Below are 25,926 nucleotides of genomic sequence, written 5' to 3'. Positions count from 1 at the left end.
CCGAAACCCCGATGAAGTGAGTACCTGGGACTTCAGCTGCGCCGCAACGACGAGCGGAGCTTATAGCGCTCGCCGGGGTGAATCAGCCGGGCGTAACTGATCAGGTGATCGCCGGACCAGGTGCGGCGTGTCATGCTGAGGCATGGGCGGGTGGCTTCGGTCTCGAGCCGCTTGGCCGTCAGGTCGTCGACCAGTACGGCTTCGACTACGTGCTCGATGTCGGTGATCGGGCATGCCGCTACGAGCACCTCGTTGGGAGTATGCTGGCGGAAGTCATTTTCCAGGTAGTCGGGTACCCAGCGCGGGTTGACGAAGCGCTCTTCGAGCTGGATCGGCACGCCGTTCTCGCGATGCACGATACGGGTATGGTAGACCCGTGTCCCGAGACGGACACCCAGGCGCAGCGCCACTTCGTCGTCGGCGGCAATGGCTTCGGCGAGCAGCACGTCATTGCTGTAGAGATGGCCGCGCCCACGCACCTCCTCGGCAATGTTGTGGACGTCGACCAGGGACGATTCCACCTTGCGGTCCGTGACGAAGGTGCCGAGTCCTGGCTGGCGTGTCAGGTAGCCCTGTTGGACGAGGTCGCGAATTGCCTTGTTGGCTGTCATACGGCTGACGCCGAAGTTTCGCGCCAACTGCTCTTCGGGAGGAATCTGATGATGCGCCGACCACTCGCCGCTCTGGATCTTCTCCAGCAGGTGTTGCTGAATCTGCAAATAGAGCGGAGCGTTGCTGCTCATGGATAGGTTTCCTGTTTCGGCTTGTATATACATAGTCTACCTGGCCTGGCGTGAGGAGACAGCCAATGGAGAGCGCGACATGATCGGGAGCGCGGCGTCGGTGTCGATGGATTCAACAGGGAAGGTCCGGCATGTCACGTACCACGCGGCTGCTTGAACTAATGCAGGTACTGCGGCGCCATCGGCGCCCGGTCAGCGGCAATGCGCTGGCCCGCGAGCTTGGGGTCTCGCTGCGTACCCTCTATCGCGACATCGCCTCGCTGCGCGCCATCGGCGCCGAAATCGACGGTGAGGCGGGCATGGGCTACCTGCTCCGGCCCGGCTTGATGCTGCCACCGCTGATGTTCACGGAAGAGGAGCTCGAGGCTTTGACCTTGGGGCTCAGGTGGGTGGAGCGCCGTGCGGACGATGGCCTGTCGCGTGCGGCTGGCGATGCCCTGGCCAAGGTGGCCGCCCTGCTGCCGGGCGGACTACGACACAGGATGCAGGACTCGGCGCTATTGGTGGGTCCAGGATGGGACAAGCCCCAGGTGGTCGATCTCGAGGTGCTGCGTCATGCCATTCGCAGCGAGCGCAAGCTGCGCATCGAGTATCGCGACCAGAAAGGGGAGTGCTCTACGCGCGTGATCTGGCCCATCGCCATTGCTTTTTTCGAGTCGACTCGCCTCGTCGTAGCCTGGTGTGAGCTGAGAGGGGCCTTTCGCAGCTTTCGTGCCGATCGAATCGAAGCGGGAGATTCGTTGGAAGAACGCTACCCAAGGCCGCGAGCGGTATTGGAGAAGGAGTGGCTGGATACGCTACTGCCAGAATGTGTCAGTGTCGAGCGGTAGGCTGTCGCTACCTCAAACCGAAGGGAGCAGCACCCCATGGAGCAAGATATCGTTTTCTATACCAATCCCATGTCGCGGGCCGGCATCGTGCACTGGATGCTGGAGGAGATCGGCCGGCCCTATCGCATGGAGGTGCTCGAGTTCGGGCCGCCGATGAAATCGCCGGCTTACCTGGCCGTCAATCCAATGGGCAAGGTGCCGGCGATCCGCCATGGCGATACCGTGGTGACCGAGGCCGCTGCGATCTGCGCCTACCTCGCCGAGACTTTCCCCGAGGCCGGGCTGCTGCCATCGCCCGAGGCGCGCGCAGACTACTACCGCTGGCTTTTCTTCGCCGCCGGACCGGTGGAAATGGCCCTATCGCTCAAGCATGCCGGTTTCTTGCTTACCGCGGAGCAGGAGATGCAGTTCGGTTGCGGCTCCTATGAGGCTGTCGTCGATACCCTCGCTAGGGCGATAGCGGGGCGCAAATACATCGCAGGCAATAGTTTTACCGCCGCTGACGTGTATGTCGGTTCGCATATCGGTTGGGGTATGCAGTTCGGTACATTGGAGAAGCGCCCTGAATTCGAGGCGTATTGGGCCGGCTTGAAGGATCGTCCGGCCAACTTACGTTGCGAGGCGTACATCAACGAAGCCATGGCCAGCCAGGCAGGGGCGGGCGATAGGTAACCCACTACACCATGAGCATGGCGGGCTGCGGCCTAAAAGATCGAGAGCCGGTCGCGGTCCGACGGCTTCAGGTGACGCCGCCGTAATCGGAGGTTCGAAGCAAGCGCGAAGATGAGAGATCGTATCGAGGCGCTCGACGTGCTGCGCGGCATGGCGCTGCTGGGGATCCTGATCATGAACGTGCAGGCGTTCGCCATGCCCCAGGCCGCCTACATGAACCCGACCGCCTGGGGGCGCTTGGAGGGAATCGATCTGGTTGCCTGGCTGGTCTCGCATCTGTTTGCCGACCAGAAGATGATGGCGTTGTTCTCAATGCTGTTTGGCGCCGGCATCGTTCTGTTCACCGAGCGTGCGGAGGCGGCGGGCCGCCCGGCAGTGGCCTTGCATTTTCGCCGCCAGAGCTGGCTGCTGCTCTTCGGTGTCGTTCATGCATACCTGATCTGGTACGGTGACGTCCTCTTTACCTATGCCGTCTGCGGCATGCTGCTGTATCCCTGTCGTCGACTAACGCCCGCCGTTCAATTGATGCTGGGGCTGGCGTTGCTGGCGGTTGCCTCGGCGATATTCCTCTTGCTCGGCGGCACGATGACGGCGTGGCCGGAGGCGGAGCGGCTCGCACTTCAGGTGGAATGGCATCCCCCCGCTGAACAACTGCAGGCCGAGATCTTGCGCCATCGCAGCGGTTGGCTAGAGCAGCTCCCCTATCGCGCTGAGATGGCCTTCGAGATGCAGACCTTCACGCTGCTGGTGTGGGGGCTGTGGCGGGCGGCGGGCCTGATGCTGATCGGCATGGCGCTGTACCGCCTTGGAGTGGTGACTGGCCAGGCCGATAGGCGTGTCTACATGGCCATGCTCGCTGCCGCCTTGATCCTGGGGTTGCCCGTGGTCGCCTATGGCATCTTCTGGAATTTCGCCAACGACTGGGGGCCGCATTCGCTGTTTTTTGGCGCACAGTACAACTACTGGGGCAGCGTCCCGGTCAGTCTGGGCTGGGTGGCATGCGTCATGCTGGCGCTCAAGGCGGCGTTGTTCCCCGGGCTCGCTCGCAAGCTGGCTGCGGTAGGGCGGACGGCTTTCAGCCAGTACATCCTGCAGAGCGTACTGTGCAGCCTGATCTTCCAGGGGTATGGCCTGGGCTGGTTCGGCCGGGTAGAACGCAGCGAACAGCTGGGCATCGTACTGGCGATCTGGCTGCTGCAGCTGTGGCTGGCACCGCTGTGGCTGCGCCATTTCCATTACGGACCGCTGGAGTGGCTGTGGCGCAGTCTGACCTACCAATGCGCCCAACCGTTCAAGCGTTGAGAGCGGCCCGGCAGCCACGACTGGGCATGCCGGGCCTGTCTCAGGCTGGGTAAGGCTTCAAGGAAGGTCCTTGCCGCCTTGGGGATCTGCGGCATCGTAGTCCTGGGTATCGTCGGGCGGGGACCCGGGCTCGAGCGAGGTCTCGTGCTCGTACTGCCGGGCGGCCTCGATGGCCTCCGGCTCGCTATCGTGACGTGAGACTTCGCGTGGCAGGTCGGGATCGGTGACGTCGAGCACTCGCCAACCGCTTACCAGAATCGCTTCGCGATTCTCTTCCTTGACCGGCTCGACACGTGCCGTTCGCGTCATGATTTCCTCCTTGGTCGGTTGGACTCCTTAACCATGGCAAAGGATACTGGGGTTGGCGAATGACGATCTGGCCGCTGAACGGGCGGCCAGGGTGCCGTTCGCTTGACCTGATCCGTGCTGCGGTCCATACAGGGAGAGTCAGCAGCCCGACAACAGGAGGTCAGGATGAAAAAATTGCTCGGTACCGCAGCGGCTTGGTGGTTGCGCAAACCGGAAAATCGCGCAAGGCTGAAACGCAAGGGCAAGCAGATGATTGACGGCTTTCGTGGTCGTCAGGCTCGCTCGACGGCAGAGCATCAGCGTCGCCGCCAGCCATGACTCGCCGCCAGTGATTCATCACGCACCAAATGCCGGCCCCGGTCGCCACCGGGGCCGTCTTAGTATCCTTTAACCGACCATTAACAGCGAGGCCGACCGACAACATGAGCCGCCGCATGAAGAGCCCAGCCGCGGCTCGCAATCGCCAGCCGATACTCGATGTCCTGAGCGTGATCCTGCCCGAGCGGGCCCGGATTCTGGAAGTGGCCAGCGGCAGCGGCGAACACGGGGTGCACTTTACCGCGGCAAGGCCTGGCTGGGAGTGGCAGCCCAGCGATCCGAATTCCGAGGCACGCGACTCGATTTCCGCCTGGTGCGAACATGCCGGCCACGCCAACCTGCTCGAGCCCTTGCCGTTGGATGTCGCCGGGATCTGGCCGGCCGGCCCCTTCGACGCGGTGGTGGCCATCAACCTCGTGCACATCTCACCGTGGGAAGTGACCGAAGCGCTGATGGCGCGTTCGGCGCAGCGGCTGCGAGAGGGCGGTGTGCTCTACCTCTACGGACCGTACCGCCGTGACGGCCACCATACCGCAGCAAGCAACGCCGCCTTCGATGCCGACCTCAAGTCGCGCGATCCGCGCTGGGGAGTGCGCGATCTAGAGAGCGTCGTGGCCGAGGCCCAGGCGCATGGCTTCATGCTCGAGCAGACCATCGAAATGCCGGCCAACAACCTCAGCGTGGTGCTGCGCCTGCATGCCTGAGCGGTGTCACTGTTCCGCTTCGTTGCGGGTCTCGTCGACCTGCCCAGGTACGCGATAGCGTACGCCCTCGGCCTGGCGATCGTCCTCGTAGCGCCGGGTTTCCTCCTCGGCGGGAACGCCCCATAGGGTCTCGCGGTTTCCGTCTTCATAGGTGTAGGTGGTGCAGCCAGCAAGCACGGCGAGGCCAAGGGCTAGGCAAAGTGGAGGTGCGAGGCGCGGCATGAGTGTCACGTGGAATCCCTTCGTATGGGTGGTTCAGCGGCCAGCGTGAGGCCATACCGCAGGGTCGTCAAGTGATTGCAGCGGCATCATCCCGACCAGCCAAGCAGGATCGGCACGTAGACCACCAGCAGCAGCACGGCGATCAGGCCCAGCAGGTAAGGCAGGATGGCGCGAGTGATCCGCTCCAGCGGTAGCTGGGTTACCGATGAGGCGACGTAGAGATTGATTGCCACCGGGGGCGTGATCATGCCGATCGCCAACCCCATCACGATGATGATGCCGAAGTGGATCGGGTCGATGCCGAGCTGGCCTACCAGCGGCAGCAGCACCGGCGTGAGGATGATCAGGGCGCTGGCGGTTTCGATGAACACGCCGGTGAGCAGGATCACCGCCACCACCAACAGCATGATCACGTAGGGATCGGTCGAGAGCGACAGCACCGCCTGGGCAATGGCGCCGGGGATCTGCCAACTGGAGAGCGTCCAGCTCAGTACCGCCGAAGTGGCGATGACCAGCATGATCACCGCGGTAGTGATCGCCGAGCGGATCAGGATGCGATAGACATCGGCCAAGGAAAGATCGCGGTAGACGAACAGCGAGACGAGCAGCGCGTAGTTGACGGCCACCACGGCTGCCTCGCTTGGCGTGAAAATGCCGGAAAAGATGCCGCCGAGGATGATCACCGGGGTCATCAGGCCCCAGCTCGCCGCCTTGAAGGTGCGCCAGATCGTCGCCGGTGACAGCGCGGTGCCACGCGGGTAGTTGCGCCGGTAGGCCTGGACGATGGCGATGACGGCAAGCCCGACCCCCATCAGGACCCCTGGCACAATGCCGTTGAGGAACAACGTCGATACCGACTGCTGGGCGATGACGGCGTAGATGATCATCGGTACCGAAGGGGGTATCACCACGCCGATGGTACCGCTGGCGGCGATCAGGCTCGCTGCCGAGGCCGGATCGTAGCCCTTGCGCCTGAGTTCCGGCACCAGGCTGGAGCCAACGGCGGCGGTTGTGGCGGCACCGGAGCCGGAAATGGCGGCAAAGAACATGCCGGCACCCACCGAGACGATGGAGAGGCCACCCTTGAGAAAGCCGAACAGCGAGTCGGCGAAATCGACCAGCTTCTCGCTCACCTTACCCTGGGCCATGAGGTCGCCGGCCAGGATGAACATCGGTACGGCCACCAGGGCGAAGGAGTTGATGCCCTGGAACATCTGCTGGGTCACCACCATCAGCGGCACACCCTGGGCGTTTAGGGCTAGCAATGTACTGGCGCCGATGGCGAGCGCGATCGGCACGCCTGCCAGCATGAAGATAAAAAACAGGAGGAATAGTAGCCCCGTCATCGCGGTGGGTCCCCGGTGTCGTCGTTATCGGTACTGGCCGCCCGGGGGCCCTTGTCGATTAGCCCGATCACGTCGACCAAGGCGTACCAGGCCATGATGGCGGCGGCGAAGGGGATCACGGCGTAGACGTAGGTCATCGACAGCCGCAGCGAGGCCGAACGCTGGAAGCTCTGCACCTGCATGTAGCGATAGCCGATAACGACCAGCGCGATCATGAAGCCCAGTGCCACCAGTACCGCGACGATACGTGCCAGCTGGGCCAGGCGCGGGGGCAGGGCGTCGACGACGAAGCTCACGGCAATGTGGCGGCCGCGCTGGAATGCCAGAGTGGCGCCGAGGAAGGTGATCCAGATCAGCAGGAAGCGCGCCACCTCCTCGGTCCAGCCCACCGCGGTGAAGAAGACGCGGGAGACGATCTGCAGCGTGATCACGCCGATCAACGCCGCCATGCCCAGGAATACGATGGGCTGGATGACGGCGTCGATGGCGCGTTCACTACGCTGCAGCAGGCTCGTGAGAGCGTGCAGCGGAGCGTTCACTTATTGCAGGGCCTCGCGAATGCGGGGGAGGTAATCGCCGAACTGCTCGCCGTACTTCTCGTAGACCGGATCCACGGCGGTCTGGAAGGCTTCGAGGTCAGGGTCCTCGACGATCTCCATGCCGGCGGCACGCAGTTCTTCGAGCTGGTCGGCCTCCATCTCGGCGTTCATGCGGCGCTCGTGCTCGGCGGCCTCTTGTGCCGCTTCGACCAGCACGTCCTGGGCGGCTTCAGGCAGCTGGTTCCAGGCCGGCATACCCATGACGAAGATGGCCGGCGCATAAGTGTGGCGCGACAGCGTCATGTGGTCCTGGGTTTCGTAGAGCTTGAATGAATGAATGACGTTGACCGGGTTTTCCTGGCCATCGATGGTGCCCTGCTGCATGGCCGTCAGGGCCTCGGTCCAGGCCATGGGGATGGCATTGGCGCCGAGTTCGCGGAAGGTGTCGGTGTAGACGGGGTTTTCCATCACGCGGATGCGCAGGCCGTCGAGGTCGTCGGGGTTGTGCACCGCCCGTTCGCTGTTGGTCAGGTTGCGGAAACCGCGCTCGGCGTAAGCCAGGCCCTTGAGGTTGACGTCGGAGAGCTTGTCGAGCAGCTCCTGGCCGATCTCTCCGTCGAGGACTTCATAGGCGGCTTCCGGAGAGGGGAACAGGAACGGCAGTTCGAACACCGCCATCTCCTCGACGAAGTTGGCCACCGGGCCGTTGGTGATCACGCCCATGTCGACGGTGCCGATCTGCATGCCCTCGAGCAGGGTGCGCTCATCGCCCAGCGAGGCATTGGGGTAGATGTCGATGGAAATGGCGCCGTCGGTGCGCTCGGCGACCAGTTCCTGGAACTTGACCGCGGCGATGTGGAAACCGTCCTGCTCGTTGACCACATGGGCCAGGCGCAGGGTGACGGGATCCATGTCCTCGAAATCGGAGGCCTGGGCAGCGGAAACCAGGGTGACAGAGATACCGAGTGCCAGCGTGCTGCGTGCGAACATCTTCATTATTAATTTTCCTTTGTCGGGTCAAACCGTTGGGAGGATGCCCCAGGCAGCCCGACAGGGTCAATCGTTAGACGATTATCAAGTAATAGACTAACGATCTAGCCGGCCGGGCATCAGTCCCATGCGCCAGAATCGAAGGTGTCACAGCAGGCGGTACATCACGTGGGCGTCTACCAATCCCCACTGCGGATGGCGAAAAGCGCAGGGCAGGGTGCCGACGATCTCGAAGCCATGCTTCTGCCACTGGCGGATCGCCACTTCATTGGTTGAGACCACCATGTTGAACTGCATGGCGGTGAAACCCAATTCACGCGCCACACGCAGCGAGTCCTCGCATAGCTTGTTGGCGATGCCTTGGCCACGGGCCTGCTCGGCCACCAGATAGCCACAGTTGCAAACGTGGTCGCCGGGGCCCGGCTGGTTGGGCTTGAGGAAATAAGTGCCGAGAACGCGCCCGCGGGCGTCTTCGGCCACGCGTACGGCACGCGGCAGCTCGACCCACATGCGGTAGGCGTCGGATTCACCGATGTCGCGCGGCACGGCATAGCTGTCACCGGCGTGCAGCACCGGAGCAATGAAATCCCACATGGCGGGCCAGTCACCCGACTGGTAGGGGCGGATGCGGATCATCGGTGTCCTCCTTGATACCTGGCATCGGCCCGATTCTACGGCAAGTCAGCGTGGAAAGGGCACTCTCCCATGTCAGGCCGGGCCAACGAGATGCTTGACCGCCAGGTAGGCGGAAAGTCCCCAAGGCCCAAGCTCACGACCAATGCCGCTGCGCTTGAAGCCGCCCCAACCGGTTTCGGGCAGCACCAACTGCTCGCCGTTGAGCCACACGCTGCCGGCCTGCAGAGCGCGGCCGATGCGTGCGGCCCGCTCCCGATCGGCACACACCACCGTGGCGGCAAGGCCGTAGTCGCTGTCATTGGCCAGCTTGATCGCCTCCTCTTCGTTGGCGATGCTACGTGCGCAGAGCACCGGGCCGAAGATTTCCTCGCGCCATAGCCGACTCTGAGTCGGCACGTCTCGGTAGAGGGTGGGTGCGACGAAATAGCCCTGCGGCGGCAAGGTGCGATGGCTGGCGTCGCGCACCGCCCGGAGCCCCTCCTCCTCGGCGGCGGCAAGGTAGGCCTGGACGTTCTCGCGCTGGCGGGCGCTGGTCAGCGGTCCCATGTCGGTTCCTTCATTCAAGGGATCGCCCAGCACCAGGGTGTCGATTCGCTCGGCCAGTGCGTCGTACAGCCTATCGGCAACGGCTTGATGGACGAGCAGCCGCGAGGTGGCAGAGCAGATCTGGCCGGCGTTGAAGTAGATGCCCGCCATGACCCAGTCGGCTGCCTGTTCGGGGTCGGCATCCTCCATCACCAGGATCGGCGACTTGCCGCCGAGTTCCAGTGAGATATCTGCGCTGCGCTCGGCGGCGGCGTGCATCACCGCTTCTCCGACCCGGTTGCTGCCGGTGAACGAGACCTTATCGATGCCGGGGTGGGCGGCCAGCGGTGCGCCGATGCCCTCGCCGTCACCGAACAGCAGGTTGAAAACGCCGGCGGGCAGACCTATCTCCTGAGCGATCTCGGTCAGGACCTGCTCGGGCAGCGGGGTTACCTCGGAAGGCTTGAGCACCACCGTGCAGCCCGCGGCTAACGCCGGGGCAAGCTTCCAGGCGCTGGTCACCAGCGGGAAGTTCCACGGCGTGATCAGCCCGACCACGCCCACCGGATCGTGATAGCAGCGCGCCTCGACACCATCCATCTCCAGCTCGACGAGCCGGCCCTGGCGTTCATCCAGGGCCCGGGCCTGGCCGGCGTAGTAGCGGTAGCAGGCGATGGCATCATCGAGATCGATGCCGGCCTCGGCCAGCACCTTGCCGTTGTTGGTCGAGGAGAGCCTGACCAGCTCCTCCCGGCGCCGGCTCAGGCCCTCGGCTAAACCCTCCAGGTAGACGGCGCGATGGGCACCGGATAGCGCCCGCCAGGCCGGCAGGGCACGGCGTGCCGCGGCTACGGCATCGTCGACATCGTCCGGATGGCCGGCGGTGACCTCGGCGATCGTCTCCTCCCGGTAAGGATTCATCACCGACAGGTAGCGCTCACCGCGCGATGACACCCAGCGGTTGTCGATGAATTGTCTGTCGAGTTGCGGCATGGGAACGCTTTTCATGATTCGATGGCCTCTAGCCAGGTATTGGCATCCACTTCGATCAGTAAGGGGCCGTCGCTGGGGCGAACGGCAAGGGCCCTGGCCAGCTCGGCGGGGCTGCCGACTCGCGTGGCCAGGCAGCCGAAGCCGGTGGCAAGGGTCTGGAAGTCCGGAGCCAGGATGTCGACGCCACAACGCGCGACGCCGTGGGAATCCATGTAGCGGCGGATCTCCTCGTAGCCCTGGTTGTGCCACAGCACGATTACGACTGGCAGGCGCTCTTCCACGGCGGTGGCGAGCTCGCTGAGGGTGAACATCACGCCGCCGTCGCCGACCAGGGCCACCACGGGAAGCGTGGGCTGGCCCAACTGGGCGCCCAGTGCGGCCGGTAGCCCATAGCCGAGGGTGCCGTAGCCAGTGGAGGCATTGAAGTAACGGCGCGGTTCGGGCTGCGAGACCAGGTGGTTGCTGGCATAGACCGGGGCGGTGGAGTCGCCGACCAGGATCGCCTCGGGCAGCGCCTCGCGCAGGGCGGCATAGAGGGACACGAAGGGGGCGAAGGCCGGATCGACAGCGAGTCCCTGCGCCGCGAGGGCGGTCGCGGTGCGCTCCCTGCCGGCGCGAGAGAACGCCTCGGGGACGTGCTCGGCAAGCAGTGCCAGGCTGCGCCCGGCATCGCCCACCATGCCCAGCGAGACCTGCTGGTTGCGCACCAACTGCTGGGCGTCCAGGTCGATGCGGATCAGCCGGCCGTGCAGTTCGAAGCCGTCGTCGAAGACCACGTCGTAGTCGGTCTCGCCGAGTTCGGTGCCTACCGCCAGGATCACGTCGGCATCGCGGGCCAGCTCGCGCACGGCGGGCAGCGCTGCGTTGGCACCCAGGTCGAGAGGGTGATCGCGTCCCAGCACGCCCTTGGCATTGATGGTGGTGACGGTGGGAGCGTCGAGCCGCTCCACCAAGGTGCGGGCCGCCTCGGGGGCCTCGACGCAACCGCCGCCCAGCAGCACCAGGGGTCTTTGCGCTTCACGCAGCCAAGCGGCGGCCAGGGCCAGCCCCTCGGGATCCGGTGCCGGGCGAAACAGGCGCGCCGGTGGCGGCAGTTCGGCCGACGCCACTGGAGCATCGAACAGGTCGATGGGAATCTCGATATGCACCGGCCCCGGTCGTTGGCTCTCGAACACCGCAAAGGCGCGGGCCAGCACCTCCGGCAGTGCGGCGGGGTCGAGCAGGGTATGGCTGAAGCGCGAAACCCCCGCCATCAGCTGCTGTTGGCTCGGCAGCTCGTGCAGGCGACCCTGGCCGCGCCCCAGGGTATCGCGCCGGTTGACGCTGGAGATGACCAGCATCGGTATCGAGTCGGCCAGCGCCTGGCCCATGGCGGTGGCGATGTTGGTCATGCCAGGGCCGGTGATGATCAGGCACACGCCGGGCTTGCCGGTGGCGCGGGCATAGCCGTCGGCCATGAAGCCGGCGCCCTGCTCGTGGCGCGGGGTGACGTGGCGCACGCCGCCATCTTCCAGGCCGCGATAGAGTGCCACGGTGTGCACGCCGGGGATGCCGAACACGGTATCGACGCCGTGGCGTTCGCGTAGCAGGGTCAGCAGGAGCTGGGCACAGGTCATCGTGTGGCTAGGCATCGCGAACCTCAGAAGAAGAAAGTGTGGGCCATGAAGGCGATGATCGGCAGCGTGATGGCGGTGCGCAGCAGGAAGATCGTCACCAGCTCCCACAGCTTGAGCGGGATCTTCGACTTGAGCAGCAGCGCGCCGATCTCCGACATGTAGATCAACTGGGTCAGCGACAGGCAGGCGATGACGAAACGGGTCAGCTCGCTCTCGATATTGGTCGCCAGTACCGCCGGCAGGAACATGTCGGCGAAGCCGACCAGTGTGGCGGGAGCGGCGGCTTCTGCCTCGGGAATGCGCAGCAGCTCGAGCACCGGCACCATGGGGTAGGAGAGCCAGGTGAACAGCGGCGTGAATTCGGCCAGGATCAGCGCCACGGTGCCGATGGCGAACACCAGCGGCAGCAGAGCCAGGAAAATGTCGGCGACGTTGAACAGCGCGTTGCGCGCCAGCTCCCTGGGGCCGGGTGCGTGCTCGGCGCGGCGTACGGCCTGGGTCAGGCTGTAGCGCAGCAGGCCCATCTCCTCGGTGCGCTTCTCGGCCAGCTGGCAGCCCACCGGCTCATAGTAGGTATTCGGCTTGCGCGACAGAGGCGGCAGGCGCGGCACGATCACCGCGGCGATCAGTCCGGCTACCACGACGGTGAAGTAGAACGGCACGAACATGTGATTGAGGTCGACGAAGCTGGTGATCAGCAGGCTGAAGGCGATCGAGACGATGGAGAAGTTGGTAGCGATCACCGCCGCCTCGCGACGGTTGTAATAGCCCTTCTCGTACTGCTGGGTGGTGATCAGCACACCGACGGTACCGGAGCCCATCCAGGAAGCGGTGGCGTCGATGGCGCTGCGCCCGGGCAGGTTGAAGATGGCTCGGAAGGGCTTGCGCACCAGGCTGCCGATGAACTCCATGAAGCCGAATTCGACCAGGAACGGCAGCAGCAGGGCTGCGAAGAAGAAGAAGGTCAACAGTACCGGGGCCAGGTCGTTGAGCATCACGCCGCCGGTGAACGAGGCGGTGACGAACTCGGGGCCGAACTGGAAGAAGGTCATCAGGGCAAAGGCGGCGCCCAGAATGCGCATGCCGAACCACACCGGGCCGACGTGGAACATGTCGTGCAGCACGCCCCTCTCGGCCCAGCCCGGGCGGGCCAGCTTGACCCAACTGGTGGCCAGGACCGAGAGCACCAGCACGACCACGGCGATAGCCGGCAGGGCGCCGTCGAGCAGCGCCTTGAGCCCGTCAGCCATCAGGCCCATGCCGATGTTGATGGTGTCGCCGACCTGGAACGGGATCAGGAACAGGCCGACACCGAGCGCGGAGGGTAGCAGGAATTTCAGCAGGCTGCTGCGTTCGAAAGGCTCCTGGGCGGCAGCGTCACGGTGGGTGGTGTCAGTGGAAGACATGGGATTTCCCTTTGGGTTGTCGTTGTAGGTCAGGCGGTGTCATGACAGTCGCGACCCTTGCGTCAGTCGCGGCTATCTTCTGTCAGTCGCGACGCTTCACGCCGGGCAAGGCGCAGAGCATCTCGTAGAGCAGGGTGGCGCCCATCAGCGCCGTGTTGCCGCTCGGGTCGTAGGGCGGCGAGACCTCGACCAGATCGCCGCCGACGATGTTGAGCCCGGCGGTGCCACGCACGATCTCCAGCCCCTGGGCCGAGGTCAGCCCGCCCATCTCGACGGTGCCGGTGCCGGGGGCCACGGAGGGGTCGAGCCCGTCGATATCGAAGGAGACGTAGACCGGGGTGTTGCCCATCTGTTCTCGCACTTCAGCCATCAGCGGCTTGAGCGAGCGATACCAGCACGCTTCGGCGGTGACCACGCGGAAGCCCTGCTGGCGGCACCAGTCGAAGTCCTCGGCGGCGTAGCCGGTCCCGCGCAGGCCGATCTGCACCACCTTGCCGTGGGCCAGCAGTCCTTCCTCCTGGGCACGACGAAACGGCGTGCCGTGGGCGAGGGGCTCGCCGAACATGTGCTCGTTGACGTCGGCATGGGCGTCGATATGGATCAGCCCCACCGGGCCATGCTTCTTGGCGATGGCGCGCAGGATCGGCAGCGTGATCAGGTGATCGCCGCCCAGCGTCAGCGGCGTGCAGTCATGGCGGAGCACTTCGTCGTAAAAGGCACTGATGATGTCCACTGTCTTGGGCAGATGGAAGGTATTGATCGGCACGTCGCCGATGTCGGCCACCTGCAGGCTGTCGAAGGGGGCGGCGCGGGTGGCCATGTTGTAGGGGCGCAGCATGCGCGACTCGTCGCGGATCTGACGCGGGCCCAGGCGCGTGCCGGGGCGGTTGGAGGTGGCGATGTCCAGCGGCACGCCGATAAAGGCCACGTCGAGCCCCGCGGCGGTAGGTTGGGTGGGCAGGCGCATCATAGTGGCGGGGCCGCCGAAGCGCGGCATCTCGTTGCCGCCGAGTGGCTGGTTGAAGTCGGGCATGGTCGGCTCCTTGCGTGACGGTGGGTCTTTGCACGTCTCTCCGCTGCATGTAGCAGCTTCCATGCCAACCCCGTGCGGCCCGCCATCAAGGGATTTTTTCGCGCTTGCGATGCAAGATTGAATCGCATGCGCCGCTCATGCGATGCATGATTGAATCAAGATTCATATTTGCATCGGTGGCAAGGCATGAGCGACATTGACCAGGAAGTGATCAGGACCATCGTCGAAACGGCCAACGACCATTTCTTCATCGTCGACGGTGAAGGCCTGGTATTGGACGTCAGCCCAGGGGCGGCTGCGGTCTACGGCATGGCGCGGGAGCGCCTGATTGGCAGTACCGTGCAGCGGTTGGAGGCGGAGGGGGTGCTCAAGCCCTCCATCAGCTTGGAGGTGATCCGCAGCGGCAAGCCGGCGCAGCTGATGCAGGTGACCGGTACCGGTAGGCGTGTCATCGCCGAGGCCCATCCGGTGTATCTCAAGGGTAGGCTCGTGCGTATCGTCAGCCGCTCCCGCGATCTCACCGACTTGCAGCTGCTGCAGGACGAATACGCCCTGCTGCAGAAGCGCTTCAGCGAGCATCTCAAGCGCAGCCAGGGCGGCGCCGATGCCGAGGATGGCCAGCTCGAAGCGGCGCTGGATGAACTTCAGGTGCGCAGCGGCGTGATGCGGGAGCTGGCCCTGCTGCTCAAGCGCGTGGCGCCGTCGGATGCCACGGTATTGATGCTCGGCGAGTCGGGCGTGGGCAAGACCGCCTTCGCCCGCCAGCTGCATCGCTGGAGCCGGCGTCACGCTGGGCCGTTTCTCGAGGTCAACTGCGGAGCGATACCGGAGAACCTGTTCGAGTCGGAGATGTTCGGCTATCAGCCGGGCGCCTTCAGCGGGGCGGCGCGACAGGGCAAGGCCGGGCTGTTGGAGCAGGCGGAAGGCGGCACGCTGTTTCTCGACGAGATCGGCGAACTGCCGCTGCCGATGCAGACAAAGCTGCTCAAGGTGATCCAGGATGGCAGCGTCACCCGGCTGGGCGACACCCGTCCGCGGCGGATCGACTTCCGCCTGGTGGTGGCCACCAACCAGGACCTGGCCAGGCGCGTGGAGCGCGGCGCCTTCCGCCTAGACCTCTACTATCGACTGAACGTCATTCCGGTGACCCTGCCGCCCCTGCGCGAGCGTCGCGAGGATATTCCGGCCTTGGTCGAGGCGTGCCTGGAGCGGCTCAACCAGCGCTATGGCCAACACAAGCTGCTGCATGGCAGCACCTGGTCGGAGCTGATGGGCGGCGACTGGCCGGGCAACGTGCGAGAGCTCGAAAACTGGCTGGAACGTGCCTGGCTATCGAGTCCGGGCGATCTGATTCACTCGCCGAACCGCGCCGAGACGGCGGACCCTGTGGCTGTTTCGCCGGCCGATCGGGCCACGGCGGCCGTTCCGACACTGACGCAGGGCGAAGGTCTGAACGACTATCTGGTCCGTGCCGAACGCAGCGTGCTGGAGGAGATGTGCCGTACGCTAGCGAGCACCTATGCCATCGCCGAGCGGCTGGGGATCAGCCAGCCCAGCGTGGTGCGCAAGCTAAAAAAGCACGAGCTCAAAATTCAGCGCTGAACCGAGTTCTTCATGATGGCCCGCTCCAGTATCTCGAAGCGACCGGGCACCAGGGCGTCCTCCACGGCGGTGATACGCAGCACGTGGCCGAGATCCGGATGCGCGGGGCGGGCGATGAGACGGCCGGCTTCGAGCAGCTCCTGGTTGAGTCGTCCCGCCAGCTCCGCGCTGGGCAGGCGGATGGCGATGAAGTTAGTCGCACTGGGCAGAACCTCGGCACCCAGGTCGTGAAAATGCCGGGCAAGGCGTTGGCGGCGCTGCTTGACGTCACGAATGTGCGCTTCCACCTCGCTATGGTGATCGAGCACGGTCTCGGCGACGGCCAGCGTCAGGGCGGATACGGCGTAGTGAATGCGCACCTTCATCATCATGGCCAAGGTTTCCGGCTCGGCAATGGCATAGCCGATGCGCATGCCGGCCAGCCCATGGGCCTTGGAAAGCGTGCGCAGCCGGATCACCCCGGGCAGCACTTCGCGACTGAACGGCGAGTCGGCATCGTCGCGAAAGTCATGGTAGGCCTCGTCGAGCAGCAGCCAGCAGTCGTCGGGCAGTTCTGCTCGCAGCCGGCGGATCTCCTCGTCGCTGTGAAGATGTCCGCTGGGATTGTCAGGGTTGGCGACGTAGACCAGCCGGGCCCTGTGCTCGTGGGCGCTGTCCAGCAGCGCCTCGAGGTCGGGCGAGAGCAGGCCCGGAGCCTCTTGATAGGAGCGTTCGACGAGGTGGCAGCCCTGGCCTTGAGCGAAGTAGCCGAAGGTGGGATAGGTACCGCTGGCGCTCACCACCGTACAACCGGGCGTGGCCACTGTGCGCAGCGCCAGGGCGATCAGGCTGTCGGCGCCGGCATCCACCAGGGTGGTTTCCAGTGGCAAGCCATAAAGGGAGGCAAGCCGCTGGCGTACCCCGAGCGCTTCCGAGTCGCCGTAGCAGTAGACGTGCTCCACCATGGCGTCGCCGAAGCGCTCGCGCAATGCCCGGTGGGGCATGTCGAGGCCCTCGTTGGAGCCCAGGCGATGGGGAATCTCCCGGCCGATACGCCGTTCCAGCACCTTGATGCCGGGAAAGGGGTTGCTGGGGCCGGGGCCGGTCAAGTGGTCGGGAAAACGGGGCATGGAAGACTCCAGTACTCGAGAAGCAGTGTAAGGGATCGTCGCAGCAGGCTGTCATTCGCTCAAGGCTGCTTATTGGCTCAAGGCGGTGGCTTGCGCTGGGTCATGACGATGGCGACGGCCGAGAGGATCAGTGCGAGAGCCAGCAGCAACCTGAACGTGAGCGGCTCGTCGAGCAGCACCACGGCACTGGAAACGCCGACTACCGGAATGATCAAGGTGCTAATGGTGGACTGGCCGATGGTGAGGCGGTTGACGTTGCGAAACCACAGCATTTGCGCCAGGCATATGGCAAAGACCAGATGATATCCCAGGCCGAGCCAGGTCGATGTTCTCCAGTTGGCGGGGTTGCTCGGCGATTCGAGCAGGGCGGCCAGCACGATCATGGGCAGGGCGCAGAGCGCGAACTGCCAGCCCGTGATGACCACGGGATGACCCTGCCAGCCACCGCGACGCTTGATCAGCACGGTACCCAGCGCCCAGGAGAGCGCGGCAGCGAGCACGAACGCGGGACCGGCGAGACCCTCGAAACCGGCCTGCCAGGCAGCCGGGCCGAGCAGTACCAGCAGGCCTGCCTGGCCCAGCCCCAGGCCGAGCCACTGGCGTCGAGTCACCCGCTCGCCGAGCAGCCCGATGGCCAGCAGCAGCGCCCAGCAGGGCATGGTGAAGGCGACGATGGCGGCCTGGGACGTCGGCATGTGCAGCTGGCCGAACGCCGTGCCCAGGTTGAAGCCAAGGATGGTGAACAACCCGCTCACGACCAGCCAGAGGCGTTCTCCCGGCACGATGGCAAGCGGCCAGCGCTTCAGCCACGCCCATCCCAGCAGCATCAGCGCACCGGCGCTGAAGCCGATGGCGCGCAGGCTGAATGGCGGAATGTCCATCAGGCTGAAGCGCACCGCCGGCCAGTTACCGCCCCAGAACAGCCCGATCGCCGCGATCAGCAGCAGCGTGGTGAGATCGCGACGCGCAAGCGTCGAGGCGGAGGAGGGCGCCTGGGTCGGCATGCGGGGTTCACTCCTCCAGGGCCAGGACCTTGTCGCGGTTGAGCAGGTTCAACGGATCCAGTGCACGTTTGAGGGTACGCATCAGGGCGAGCTCCTCCGGCGTGCGCGACAGCGTCAGGTAATCGCGCTTCTCCAGGCCGATGCCATGCTCAGCAGAGACCGAGCCGCCCAGTTCGGCCAGCGGCTCGTAGACGATGCGCTCCACGGTGCGGCGGGTTGCCGGCTCGTCGTCGCCGACGCTGACCGAGACGTGCAGGTTGCCATCTCCCAAGTGGCCGAACACCACGATGCGTCCTTGCGGCCAGCGCTGCTGCACGGCCCGCTCGAGTTCCGCGGCATAGCCGGGCATGTCGGGGATGGGCAGGCTGACGTCGAAGGTGAAGAGGGGGGCCAGGTGCTGGATCAGCCCCTCGATATCCTCGCGGATGTTCCAGATGCCCTGGCGTTGGGTATCGGACTGAGCCAGCACCGCATCCTCGATCAAGCCGGCCTCGAGGGCCGACTCCAGGGCGGCGCTGAGCTGCGCCGTATTGGCCGCGTCGTCGTTGCCCAGCGACTCCACGATGGCGTAATAGGGCCAGTGAGGTGGCAAGGGAGGCGTATTGCGGCCGCTCTCCTCGGTGAGCAGCGCATAGTGGTTGCGCCACATCACCTCGAAGGTGCCGAGGCTGCCGCCGAGCTCCCGCCCCAGGTGGGTCAGCAGCCCGGCCACTCCGTCGAAGCCGGGGCAGGCCACCAGGGCGGTACGCTCGCTGCTCATCCTGGGATGCAGGCGGAGCACGGCACGGGTGACGATGCCCAGCGTGCCTTCGCTGCCGATGAACAGCTGCTTGAGGTCGTAGCCGGCGTTGTTCTTGAGCATGCGATTCAACGAGCTGACCACGCTGCCGTCGGCGAGCACCGCCTCGAGACCGAGTACCTGCTGGCGCATCATGCCGTAGCGAATCACCCTCACGCCGCCGGCGTTGGTGGCAATGTTGCCGCCGATGGTACAGGAGCCCCGCGCGCCGAGGTCGAGCGCGAACAGCAGGTCGTGCTCGGCGGCGATTTCCTGCACCTTCTGCAAGGGCGTGCCGGCCTGCACGGTCAAGGTGCTGCCGATCGGGTCGACCGATTCGATCGCGTTCATTCGCTCGAGCGAGATGACCAGCTCGTCGGGGGCAGCCTCGCCACCATGGACCAGGCCGGTGAGCCCGCCATGGGTGACCACCGGTTGGCGGGCGGCGTGGCACAAACGCATCACTGCGGCGAGCTCAGCGGTATTGCCGGGACGCACGATGGCCCCGGCGTGACAGCTCGCGCCGCTCATCCAGTCGACCCGGCGCTGGGTCACGTCATCGCCGGTGAGTACGTTGCCTGAGCCGACGACGGCGGCGATGTCCGTTAGTAGAGCTTGCATGAAGTATCCTTGTGCTTTTCCTGGGCGTCAGGCTTGTCCTCCAGGAGCGTCTTCAGGCCATGGCCGCTTCGTGCGCACGGCCGGGAATGGCATCGAGAAGCTGCCTGGTATAGGCCTCTCGTGGGTTGAGGAAGACTTCCTGTGCCGTGCCCTGCTCGACGATGCGCCCCTGCTGCATGACGATGATGGTGTCGCAGATCTGGGCTGCGACGCGCAGGTCGTGGGTAATGAACAACAGTGAGAGCGACAGTTTCTGCTTGAGCTCCTCGAGCAGTTCCAGCACCTGGGCCTGGATCGACACGTCGAGCGCCGACACCGCCTCATCGGCGACGATCAGTTCCGGGTTCAGCGCCAGGGCGCGGGCGATGCCGATACGCTGGCGCTGGCCGCCGGAGAATTCGTGGGGAAAGCGATCTACGGCCACGGCGCCGAGCCCCACCAGCTCCAGCAGTTCCTTGGCCTGACGCATCGCCTTGTCTTTTGGCACGCCGTTGGCCATGGGACCCTGGGCGATGGCATAGCCGACGCGATGGCGAGGATTGAGCGAGGCGTAGGGGTCCTGGAAGATCATCTGCACACGGTGTCGTTCACGGCGCAGTGCGTCGCCGCGCAGCGCGGAGAAGTCGGTGCCGGCCAGCGCGAGCGTGCCGCTGTCGGGCCGCTCGAGTCGCACCACGCAGCGACCGAGCGTCGACTTGCCCGAGCCGGACTCGCCGACGATGCCCACCGTCTCGCCGGGGGCGAGGGTGAAGGAAACGTCGTCCAGCGCTCGCACTTCGCGTGCCGGCTTGAACAGGCCTCCGCGTGATCGGAAGACCTTGTTGAGGTTGCGCACTTCGAGCAACGGTGCGGGGCGCTCGCCGCCTCTCGCTTCGGGAATCCGGTTGCTCGGTATCGCCTCGAGCAGGGCCCGGGTATAGTCGTGGCGCGGATTATCGAGAACCTCATCAGCCATGCCAAGTTCGACGATCTGGCCAAAACGCATCACACAGACGCGGGTGGCGACTTCGGCCACGACACCGAAGTCGTGGGTGATGAACATCACCGCCATGCCGCGGCGCTTCTGCAAGTCGCGAATCAGCTCGAGGATCTGTGCCTGAGTGGTGACGTCGAGTGCCGTGGTGGGCTCGTCGGCGATCAGCAGCTCCGGCTCCAGTGCCAGCGCCATGGCGATCATTACCCGCTGGCGCTGTCCGCCGGAGAGCTGGAAAGGGTAAGCGCGAATGGCCCGCTCGGGTTGCGGAATACCGACCTCCTCCAGCAGCGCCAGTGCCTTCTCCTGGCGTTCGCTGCCACTGTACTTGCCGTGCGCCTCGAACACCTCAGCAATTTGGGCGCCGACCCGCATCAGCGGATTGAGCGCGGTCATCGGCTCTTGAAAGATCATGCCGATGCGCAGGCCGCGCAACTGGCGGTGCTGCTTCTCGGAGAGCGTGAGCAGGTCCTGGCCGTCGAACAGCACTTCGCCGGCGGTGGGGCGTACGCCCTTGGGCAGCAGGCCCATGACGGCATTGGCCGCCATCGACTTGCCGGAGCCGGATTCGCCTACCACGCACATGATCTCACCACGCGACACATCGTAGCTGACGTCTTCCACCGCGTAGTCGCGGTCGGCTCCCTGGGGCAGGGCCAGGGTCAAGCCACGAATGCTCAGTACCGGGGTGTTGTCGTTCATGATCCCTCTCCTATGAGCGTTCGCGGGCGAGCTTGGGATTCAGGGCGTCGTCGAGCCCTTCGCCGACCAGGTTGAGCGCCAGTACCGTGAGCAGGATCGCCACCCCGGGGAAGAAGCTCAGCCACCAGGCCTGACGGATTACCGTGCGGGCAGCGCCGATCATGTAGCCCCACGACATCACGTTGGGATCCCCAAGACCCAGGAACGAGAGTGCTGATTCCAGCAGGATCGCCGTGGCCACCATCAGCGAGGCGAGCACGATGATAGGGGAAAGCGTATTGGGCAGGATCTGCTTGAGGATGATGGTGCGGTTGGTCTGGCCGACCAGGCGTGCGGCCTCGACGTACTCGCGATGGCGCAGCGACATGAATTCGGCGCGCACCAGGCGTGCGACCGGCGGCCAACTGACGATGGCGATGGCCAGCACGATGGACGCCACGCTCGGTTGCATGATCGCCACCAACACGATGGCCAGGGCGAAGTTGGGGATGGTCTGGAAGAACTCGGTGAAACGCATCAGGGCGTCGTCGATCAGCCCGCCGTAGTAGCCGGCGACGGCGCCCAGCGGCACGCCGATCAACAGGGCTACCGAGGTCGAGATCAGGCCGATCAGCAGCGAGACCCAGGCGCCGTGCATCAACCCGGCGGCGACGTCGCGTCCCATGGTGTCGGTACCCAGCCAGAAGCCCTCGGCCTCCAACGGTGCGAGGAAGGGACGCTGTACCATGCGCCAGGGCGACTCGGGATAGAGCAGCGGCGCGAGAATCGCCATCAGCACGATGGCGAGCAGAATGACGAGGCCGACCAGGGCGCCGCGGTTCTGGGCAAAACGGGCGAAGAAGCTCATGACGCCTCCTTGATGCGAGGGTCTGCCAGGCGATAGACGAGATCGGTGATGATGTTGAACACGATCACCAGCGCGGCGGAGAAGAAAAAGATTCCCAACAGCAGGTTGTAGTCGCGCTGTTGCAGCGCCTCGAACATCAGCCGGCCGATGCCGGGCCAGGCAAATACCGTCTCGGTGAGGATGGCGCCGCCCACCATCTGGCCTGCCTGTAGGCCGGCCAGGGTAATGATTGGCAAGAGAGCATTCCTGAGCACGTGACGACGCTGGATCACCCGGGGAGCAAGTCCCTTGGCACGGGCAGTCTTGACGTAGTCCTGCTGGCTTGCTTCGAGCATCGAGGCGCGCGTCATGCGGGTGTAAATGGCCATGAAAAACAACGCCAGCGTGGTAGCCGGTAGGATGAGATGCTTGGCTACATCGAGAGCCAGGGCAAACCCGGTGTGGCCGGCGCCCACCGTGTACATGCCGTAAGCCGGCAGCCAGCCGAGAAAGACCGAGAACAGTACCACGGCCATAAGGGCGACCCAGAACAGCGGGGTGGCGTAGAAGATCAGCGCCAGGGCCATGATCAGCGAACCCGAGGGCTTCTTGACCCGGGCTGCCGCCATGGAGCCGAGTACGATGCCCAAAGCAAGCGATAGCACGAAGGCGGTACCGGTCAACAGCAGGGTGGCGGGCAGGCGCTCCAGAATCAGGTCGAGCACCGGCATCCCCTGGCGGTAGGACCAGCCGAAGTCGAGCGTGGCGATGCCCGATACGTAGCGCCACAGTTGAACGTACATTGGCTGGTCGAGGCCGAAGCGCTCGCGCAGCTGGCGCAGGAACTCTTCATCGGTGGCGCCGGCTTCACCGGCCATGATCGCGGCGGGGTCCCCCGGTGCCAGCTGGATCAAGATGAAGTTGAAGATGACGATGAGGAAGAGGACGACGACGGCCTTGAGCAGCCGCATCACGAACAAGCGGGCGTAGAGCATGCAGCAAGCCTCTGGGGTCGAAAGGGAAGGGCGGCCAGGAGGCCGCCCCTGTCACGCAGGGAGATCAGCGATCGAGCCAGGCATCCCGGAAGGCATCGTTGATTCCGACGCCGGAGGTGACCAGGTTCTTCACGTCGCAGCGATAGATCGTCGGGAAGCCGAGTTCCAGCAGCCAGCCAACGGGAACGTCCTCGTGAAGGATCTCCTGGGCTTCGTGGTAGTACTCTTCGCGCGCGGATTCCGGGTAGGCAGTGGCCGCCTGGTCGAAAAGTTCGTCGATGCGCTCGTTCTCATAGCCCTCGACGTTGTTCCACGGTGAGCCCTTCTCGATGTTGTCCGAGCGATAGGAGCGGGTAATGCCCAGCGCCGGATCGCCGTACTGGTAGAGATAGGTGAAGGCCAGGTCATAATCCCAGTCGCCCAGGCGCTGGTTCCAGCCGCCCACGTCGGTCGCCACCGTGGTGACGTTCACGCCCACTTCGCGCAGGTTCTGCTGCACGGCCTCGGCCCAGCGCGTCCAGGTCTCGCCATAGGGCAGCGGCAGCAGGCGTACTTCCTCGCCGTCGTACCCCATTTCATCGAGTAGTTCGCGGGCGCGTTCGGGGTCGTAGTCGTAGGGTTCCAGCCCTTCGTGCTGGAACTTGGCGTTGGAGCCGAACGCAGAAAGTGGGACCTTGCCCATGCCGTTCCACAGCACATCGCGAGCGAACTCGCGGTTCATGGCGTACATGACCGCCTGACGGAAGCGCTTGTCGGCGGTTGGCCCTTCGCGGTTGTTCATCCACAGCATGGCGAAGGGGCTGAAGTACTCGTTGCCCTCGTCGGTGATGCAGACATTCTCCATGGCGGAGAGTCGCGGAATGTCGAAGTTCTCTACCGTGCCATTGGGCAGGACGTCGACGGTGCCGTTCTCGAAGGCCACCGCACGGGAGGCCCCGTCGGGGATGATGTGCCAGTTGACGCCGTCGAGGTAGGGCAGGCCCTCCTCGTAATAGTCGTCATTGCGTACCAGCTTGATCACGGTGCCGCGGTCCCAGCTGTCGAACTCGAACGGGCCGGTCCCGATGGGGTGGTTGTTGGCCTCGTTGTCGCGGAAGTCGGTGCCTTCGTAGATGTGCTTCGGCACCATGGTGAAGGTACCGGCCTCGAACGAGATCAGGAAAGGCCCGAACGGCTCGGCCAGGGTGAAGACCACGGTGTGGTCATCGGTGGCCTCGATGCTCTCGACGTGCTGCAGCACGGCGCGGGCACTGGGGTTGAGTTCACGATGAAAGACGTCGGCCGAAAAAACCACGTCTTCCGCTGTGAAGGGTTCGCCATCATGCCACTTGACGTTCTCACGAAGGTGGAAGGTATACGTCAAGCCATCCTCGCTGACCTCCCAAGACTCGGCCAGTTGGGGGATCGGCTCCAGGTCGGTAGAGTAGCGCAGCAAGCCCTCGTAGATGCTACCGGCCACCTTGCGGGTGGGGTCGTTCTGCACCATGCCCAGAACCAGGCCGGGCGGCTCGGGTTGGATGATGGTGTCGATGACGCCGCCGCGCTTGGGCTCGTCGGCGGTAGCGATAGCGGAGGTGAAGGCCAGAGTCGCGACGGCCAAGGTAAAGGGCGTCTTGCTCATTGTCGGGTTCCTTCTTGTTGTCTCGGCGACTTGTTCTTGGATGGATAGGTGCCGTCTATCAGCTCTTTGACCATAGCAGTGCGATACCAAACTGTCGACAGTCGCCAATCGACGGTCGACATACTCGACCGTTGCGTCATACTCTAACGAAGTCAACCCGCAAGAGCCCGATGAATGACAGCCTCGAATGCGTTCGGTAGCGGCATGGTCATCCAGCAGCGCAATCTGGTGGAGCAGGTCGCCGATTTCCTCACCCAGGCCATCATCAGTCAGCACTACGCCCCCGGTGAGCGGCTTTCGGAAGTGCAGCTGGCCCGTGATCTGGGTGTCAGCCGTGCCCCGGTGCGCGAGGCGGCCCGGCTTCTCGAAAGCAGAGGGCTGCTGGTGTCGCAACCCCGCCGTGGCTTCTTCGTACGCGCGCTGGACGCCAGCGAACTCAATGATGTATTCGACCTGCGCCTGTGCCTCGAACGCCATGCCTTGGCTCGGCTGGTCGAGACTTATGACGCTGACAAGGCGCAGGCCCTGCGCCGGCAGGTCGACCTCATGTGCGAGGTGGCATTGCAGGACAGCGAGAGCCGCAAGATCGAGGAAGATCTCGTCTTCCATCGCATGCTGATTGCTTTTACCGGCAATCGACGCCTGCTCAAGGCATTCGACGACATCACTCATGAGCTGCGTCTTTGCATCGCGTTGATTGGCAAGACTCATGCCGATCCCGACAGCATCGCGACCAGCCACTGGCTGCTGCTCGATGCGCTGGCCAGCGGCGACGCCGAGCGCTGTCGCGAGGCGATCGATTACCATATCGGCGTGGCGCAGCACTATGTGGTGAAGGGGATCGGAGAATCCTGATGCGCCGCGGCACGCCTTGTCTGCGGTGCCATGTCGCCATGGAACGCCTGCGGTCCGGGCGGGTCAGATGCGTAAAACGGCCAAGGGATGAACATGCTTGCAACCATTCAGCGCTTCTTCCAGCAGGCCCTCTCTGAACCCGAGGGAGGAAGGAGTGCCCCGACACTCGAGCGCGCCACCGCCGCCCTGCTGTGCGAGGTGGTGCGCGCCGACTATCACACCGACGAAGCGGAACTCACGTCGCTGCGTCAGATGCTCAAGCGGCATTTCGGCCTCGCCGATGGCGAAGTCGAGGAACTGATGGCCATGGCGCGTGAGGAGATCGAGACCTCGGTCGATCACTACCAGTTCGTCAGTCTCATCAAACAGCATTACGACTACGCGCAGCGCTGCGAGCTGGTGCGCATGATGTGGTCGCTGGCCTATGCCGACGGGGAGTCTCATCACCTGGAGGAGCACCGTATCCGGCGTCTGGCCGAGCTGCTGCACGTCAGCCACTCCGACTTTATCCGTGCCAAGTTGCAAGTCCAGGGCAGTGTCGAATAGGTCGTCTTGATCCGTGGCATTAAATGAGGGAACAAGACGGCTGCGGCCTGGCCACACTGCTAGACTAGGCGCTCGTTCCGGCACGCGTCCGGGAGCGTCTGGCCAACTGG

26 protein-coding genes are annotated in these 25,926 nt (G+C 64.6%); 8 read left to right on the top strand and 18 right to left on the bottom strand.

Features of this window, described 5'->3' with window-relative positions; all coding sequences use genetic code 11:
- Positions 1 to 32 precede the first annotated feature (32 nt).
- A complete protein-coding gene (gene hutC, locus HNO53_RS10935; RefSeq protein WP_209472153.1) occupies positions 33 to 743 on the bottom strand; it encodes a histidine utilization repressor in 711 nt (236 codons plus the stop codon).
- 131 nt (positions 744 to 874) lie between these two features.
- On the opposite strand from hutC, the gene HNO53_RS10930 reads away from it, so the two are divergent.
- The 3 genes from HNO53_RS10930 (at position 875) to HNO53_RS10920 (ending at position 3,547) form a co-directional block, all read left to right on the top strand.
- A complete protein-coding gene (locus tag HNO53_RS10930) occupies positions 875 to 1,573 on the top strand; it encodes a helix-turn-helix transcriptional regulator (RefSeq protein WP_209472152.1) in 699 nt (232 codons plus the stop codon).
- Between the two features lie 36 nt (positions 1,574 to 1,609).
- Positions 1,610 to 2,245 carry a glutathione S-transferase family protein gene (locus HNO53_RS10925; RefSeq protein WP_209472151.1) on the top strand — a complete coding sequence of 212 codons (636 nt, stop codon included), beginning with the start codon at positions 1,610 to 1,612 and terminating at the stop codon, positions 2,243 to 2,245.
- 111 nt (positions 2,246 to 2,356) lie between these two features.
- The gene (locus tag HNO53_RS10920; protein WP_209472150.1) at positions 2,357 to 3,547 is read left to right on the top strand and encodes a DUF418 domain-containing protein; all 1,191 of its coding nucleotides are present in this window, start codon (positions 2,357 to 2,359) and stop codon (positions 3,545 to 3,547) included.
- A gap of 57 nt (positions 3,548 to 3,604) precedes the next feature.
- On the opposite strand, the gene HNO53_RS10915 is transcribed toward HNO53_RS10920, so the two are convergent.
- Positions 3,605 to 3,856: a hypothetical protein gene (locus tag HNO53_RS10915; RefSeq protein ID WP_209472149.1), complete on the bottom strand. Its 252-nt coding sequence runs from the start codon at positions 3,854 to 3,856 to the stop codon at positions 3,605 to 3,607.
- Positions 3,857 to 4,021: 165 nt separating this feature from the next.
- Here HNO53_RS10915 and HNO53_RS10910 point away from each other — a divergent pair, with 165 nt between their 5' ends.
- Together HNO53_RS10910 and HNO53_RS10905 are read left to right on the top strand one after the other, a co-directional pair.
- Positions 4,022 to 4,174, top strand: a complete 153-nt coding sequence (locus HNO53_RS10910) for a hypothetical protein (protein ID WP_209472148.1) — start codon at positions 4,022 to 4,024, stop codon at positions 4,172 to 4,174.
- 116 nt (positions 4,175 to 4,290) lie between these two features.
- Positions 4,291 to 4,878 carry a DUF938 domain-containing protein gene (locus HNO53_RS10905; RefSeq protein ID WP_242597399.1) on the top strand — a complete coding sequence of 196 codons (588 nt, stop codon included), beginning with the start codon at positions 4,291 to 4,293 and terminating at the stop codon, positions 4,876 to 4,878.
- A 6-nt stretch (positions 4,879 to 4,884) separates the two neighbouring features.
- Here the strand turns inward: HNO53_RS10905 and HNO53_RS10900 are convergent, their stop codons facing one another.
- The 9 genes from HNO53_RS10900 to speB all read right to left on the bottom strand — a co-directional run bounded on the left by HNO53_RS10900 (position 4,885) and on the right by speB (position 14,184).
- Positions 4,885 to 5,100: a hypothetical protein gene (locus HNO53_RS10900; protein ID WP_209472146.1), complete on the bottom strand. Its 216-nt coding sequence runs from the start codon at positions 5,098 to 5,100 to the stop codon at positions 4,885 to 4,887.
- Positions 5,101 to 5,186: 86 nt separating this feature from the next.
- Positions 5,187 to 6,446 carry a TRAP transporter large permease gene (locus HNO53_RS10895; RefSeq protein WP_209472145.1) on the bottom strand — a complete coding sequence of 420 codons (1,260 nt, stop codon included), beginning with the start codon at positions 6,444 to 6,446 and terminating at the stop codon, positions 5,187 to 5,189.
- Positions 6,443 to 6,985, bottom strand: coding sequence for a TRAP transporter small permease (locus tag HNO53_RS10890; RefSeq protein ID WP_242597398.1), 543 nt, complete (start codon positions 6,983 to 6,985; stop codon positions 6,443 to 6,445). The genes HNO53_RS10895 and HNO53_RS10890 overlap by 4 nt, the downstream gene beginning before the upstream one ends.
- Positions 6,986 to 7,981 carry a TRAP transporter substrate-binding protein gene (locus tag HNO53_RS10885; RefSeq protein ID WP_209472144.1) on the bottom strand — a complete coding sequence of 332 codons (996 nt, stop codon included), beginning with the start codon at positions 7,979 to 7,981 and terminating at the stop codon, positions 6,986 to 6,988.
- A 141-nt stretch (positions 7,982 to 8,122) separates the two neighbouring features.
- On the bottom strand, positions 8,123 to 8,611 hold the full coding sequence (locus tag HNO53_RS10880) for a GNAT family N-acetyltransferase (RefSeq protein WP_209472143.1): 489 nt from the start codon (positions 8,609 to 8,611) through the stop codon (positions 8,123 to 8,125).
- Between the two features lie 72 nt (positions 8,612 to 8,683).
- Entirely contained in the window at positions 8,684 to 10,129 is a 1,446-nt protein-coding gene (locus HNO53_RS10875; RefSeq protein WP_209478609.1) for an aldehyde dehydrogenase family protein, read from the bottom strand.
- Positions 10,130 to 10,140: 11 nt separating this feature from the next.
- Positions 10,141 to 11,760 (bottom strand): 5-guanidino-2-oxopentanoate decarboxylase, encoded by a 1,620-nt coding sequence (locus HNO53_RS10870; protein ID WP_242597397.1) that lies wholly within the window; start codon positions 11,758 to 11,760, stop codon positions 10,141 to 10,143.
- 8 nt (positions 11,761 to 11,768) lie between these two features.
- Positions 11,769 to 13,151 carry a YjiH family protein gene (locus HNO53_RS10865; protein WP_209472142.1) on the bottom strand — a complete coding sequence of 461 codons (1,383 nt, stop codon included), beginning with the start codon at positions 13,149 to 13,151 and terminating at the stop codon, positions 11,769 to 11,771.
- 82 nt (positions 13,152 to 13,233) lie between these two features.
- On the bottom strand, positions 13,234 to 14,184 hold the full coding sequence (gene speB / locus HNO53_RS10860) for an agmatinase (protein ID WP_209472141.1): 951 nt from the start codon (positions 14,182 to 14,184) through the stop codon (positions 13,234 to 13,236).
- A gap of 186 nt (positions 14,185 to 14,370) precedes the next feature.
- Between speB and HNO53_RS10855 the strand changes: the two genes are divergently transcribed.
- Complete coding sequence (locus HNO53_RS10855; RefSeq protein WP_209472140.1) at positions 14,371 to 15,786, top strand: sigma-54 interaction domain-containing protein; 1,416 nt, start codon at positions 14,371 to 14,373, stop codon at positions 15,784 to 15,786.
- On the opposite strand, the gene HNO53_RS10850 is transcribed toward HNO53_RS10855, so the two are convergent.
- From HNO53_RS10850 to HNO53_RS10820, 7 genes are all read right to left on the bottom strand, one after another.
- Entirely contained in the window at positions 15,777 to 16,895 is a 1,119-nt protein-coding gene (locus HNO53_RS10850) for a pyridoxal phosphate-dependent aminotransferase (RefSeq protein WP_209472139.1), read from the bottom strand. The genes HNO53_RS10855 and HNO53_RS10850 overlap by 10 nt on opposite strands.
- Positions 16,896 to 16,972: 77 nt before the next feature.
- The gene (locus tag HNO53_RS10845; protein WP_209472138.1) at positions 16,973 to 17,899 is read right to left on the bottom strand and encodes a DMT family transporter; all 927 of its coding nucleotides are present in this window, start codon (positions 17,897 to 17,899) and stop codon (positions 16,973 to 16,975) included.
- Positions 17,900 to 17,906: 7 nt separating this feature from the next.
- A complete protein-coding gene (locus tag HNO53_RS10840) occupies positions 17,907 to 19,298 on the bottom strand; it encodes an FAD-binding oxidoreductase (RefSeq protein ID WP_209472137.1) in 1,392 nt (463 codons plus the stop codon).
- Positions 19,299 to 19,350: 52 nt separating this feature from the next.
- Positions 19,351 to 20,973, bottom strand: a complete 1,623-nt coding sequence (locus HNO53_RS10835) for an ABC transporter ATP-binding protein (protein ID WP_209472136.1) — start codon at positions 20,971 to 20,973, stop codon at positions 19,351 to 19,353.
- A gap of 10 nt (positions 20,974 to 20,983) precedes the next feature.
- A complete protein-coding gene (locus tag HNO53_RS10830) occupies positions 20,984 to 21,820 on the bottom strand; it encodes an ABC transporter permease (RefSeq protein WP_209472135.1) in 837 nt (278 codons plus the stop codon).
- Positions 21,817 to 22,794: an ABC transporter permease gene (locus HNO53_RS10825; protein WP_209472134.1), complete on the bottom strand. Its 978-nt coding sequence runs from the start codon at positions 22,792 to 22,794 to the stop codon at positions 21,817 to 21,819. Before HNO53_RS10825 ends, HNO53_RS10830 begins: the two co-directional genes overlap by 4 nt.
- A gap of 64 nt (positions 22,795 to 22,858) precedes the next feature.
- A complete protein-coding gene (locus HNO53_RS10820) occupies positions 22,859 to 24,415 on the bottom strand; it encodes an ABC transporter substrate-binding protein (RefSeq protein WP_209472133.1) in 1,557 nt (518 codons plus the stop codon).
- A 174-nt stretch (positions 24,416 to 24,589) separates the two neighbouring features.
- On the opposite strand from HNO53_RS10820, the gene HNO53_RS10815 reads away from it, so the two are divergent.
- Together HNO53_RS10815 and HNO53_RS10810 are read left to right on the top strand one after the other, a co-directional pair.
- Entirely contained in the window at positions 24,590 to 25,270 is a 681-nt protein-coding gene (locus HNO53_RS10815; RefSeq protein WP_209472132.1) for a GntR family transcriptional regulator, read from the top strand.
- 93 nt (positions 25,271 to 25,363) lie between these two features.
- Complete coding sequence (locus tag HNO53_RS10810) at positions 25,364 to 25,816, top strand: tellurite resistance TerB family protein (protein WP_209472131.1); 453 nt, start codon at positions 25,364 to 25,366, stop codon at positions 25,814 to 25,816.
- The last annotated feature ends 110 nt before the right edge of the window (positions 25,817 to 25,926 follow it).

Origin of the sequence: Billgrantia antri (genome assembly GCF_017868935.1) — a bacterium.
GTDB classification, from domain to species: Bacteria; Pseudomonadota; Gammaproteobacteria; order Pseudomonadales; family Halomonadaceae; genus Halomonas; species Halomonas antri.
This window is presented reverse-complemented; position numbering and strand designations above follow the sequence as displayed.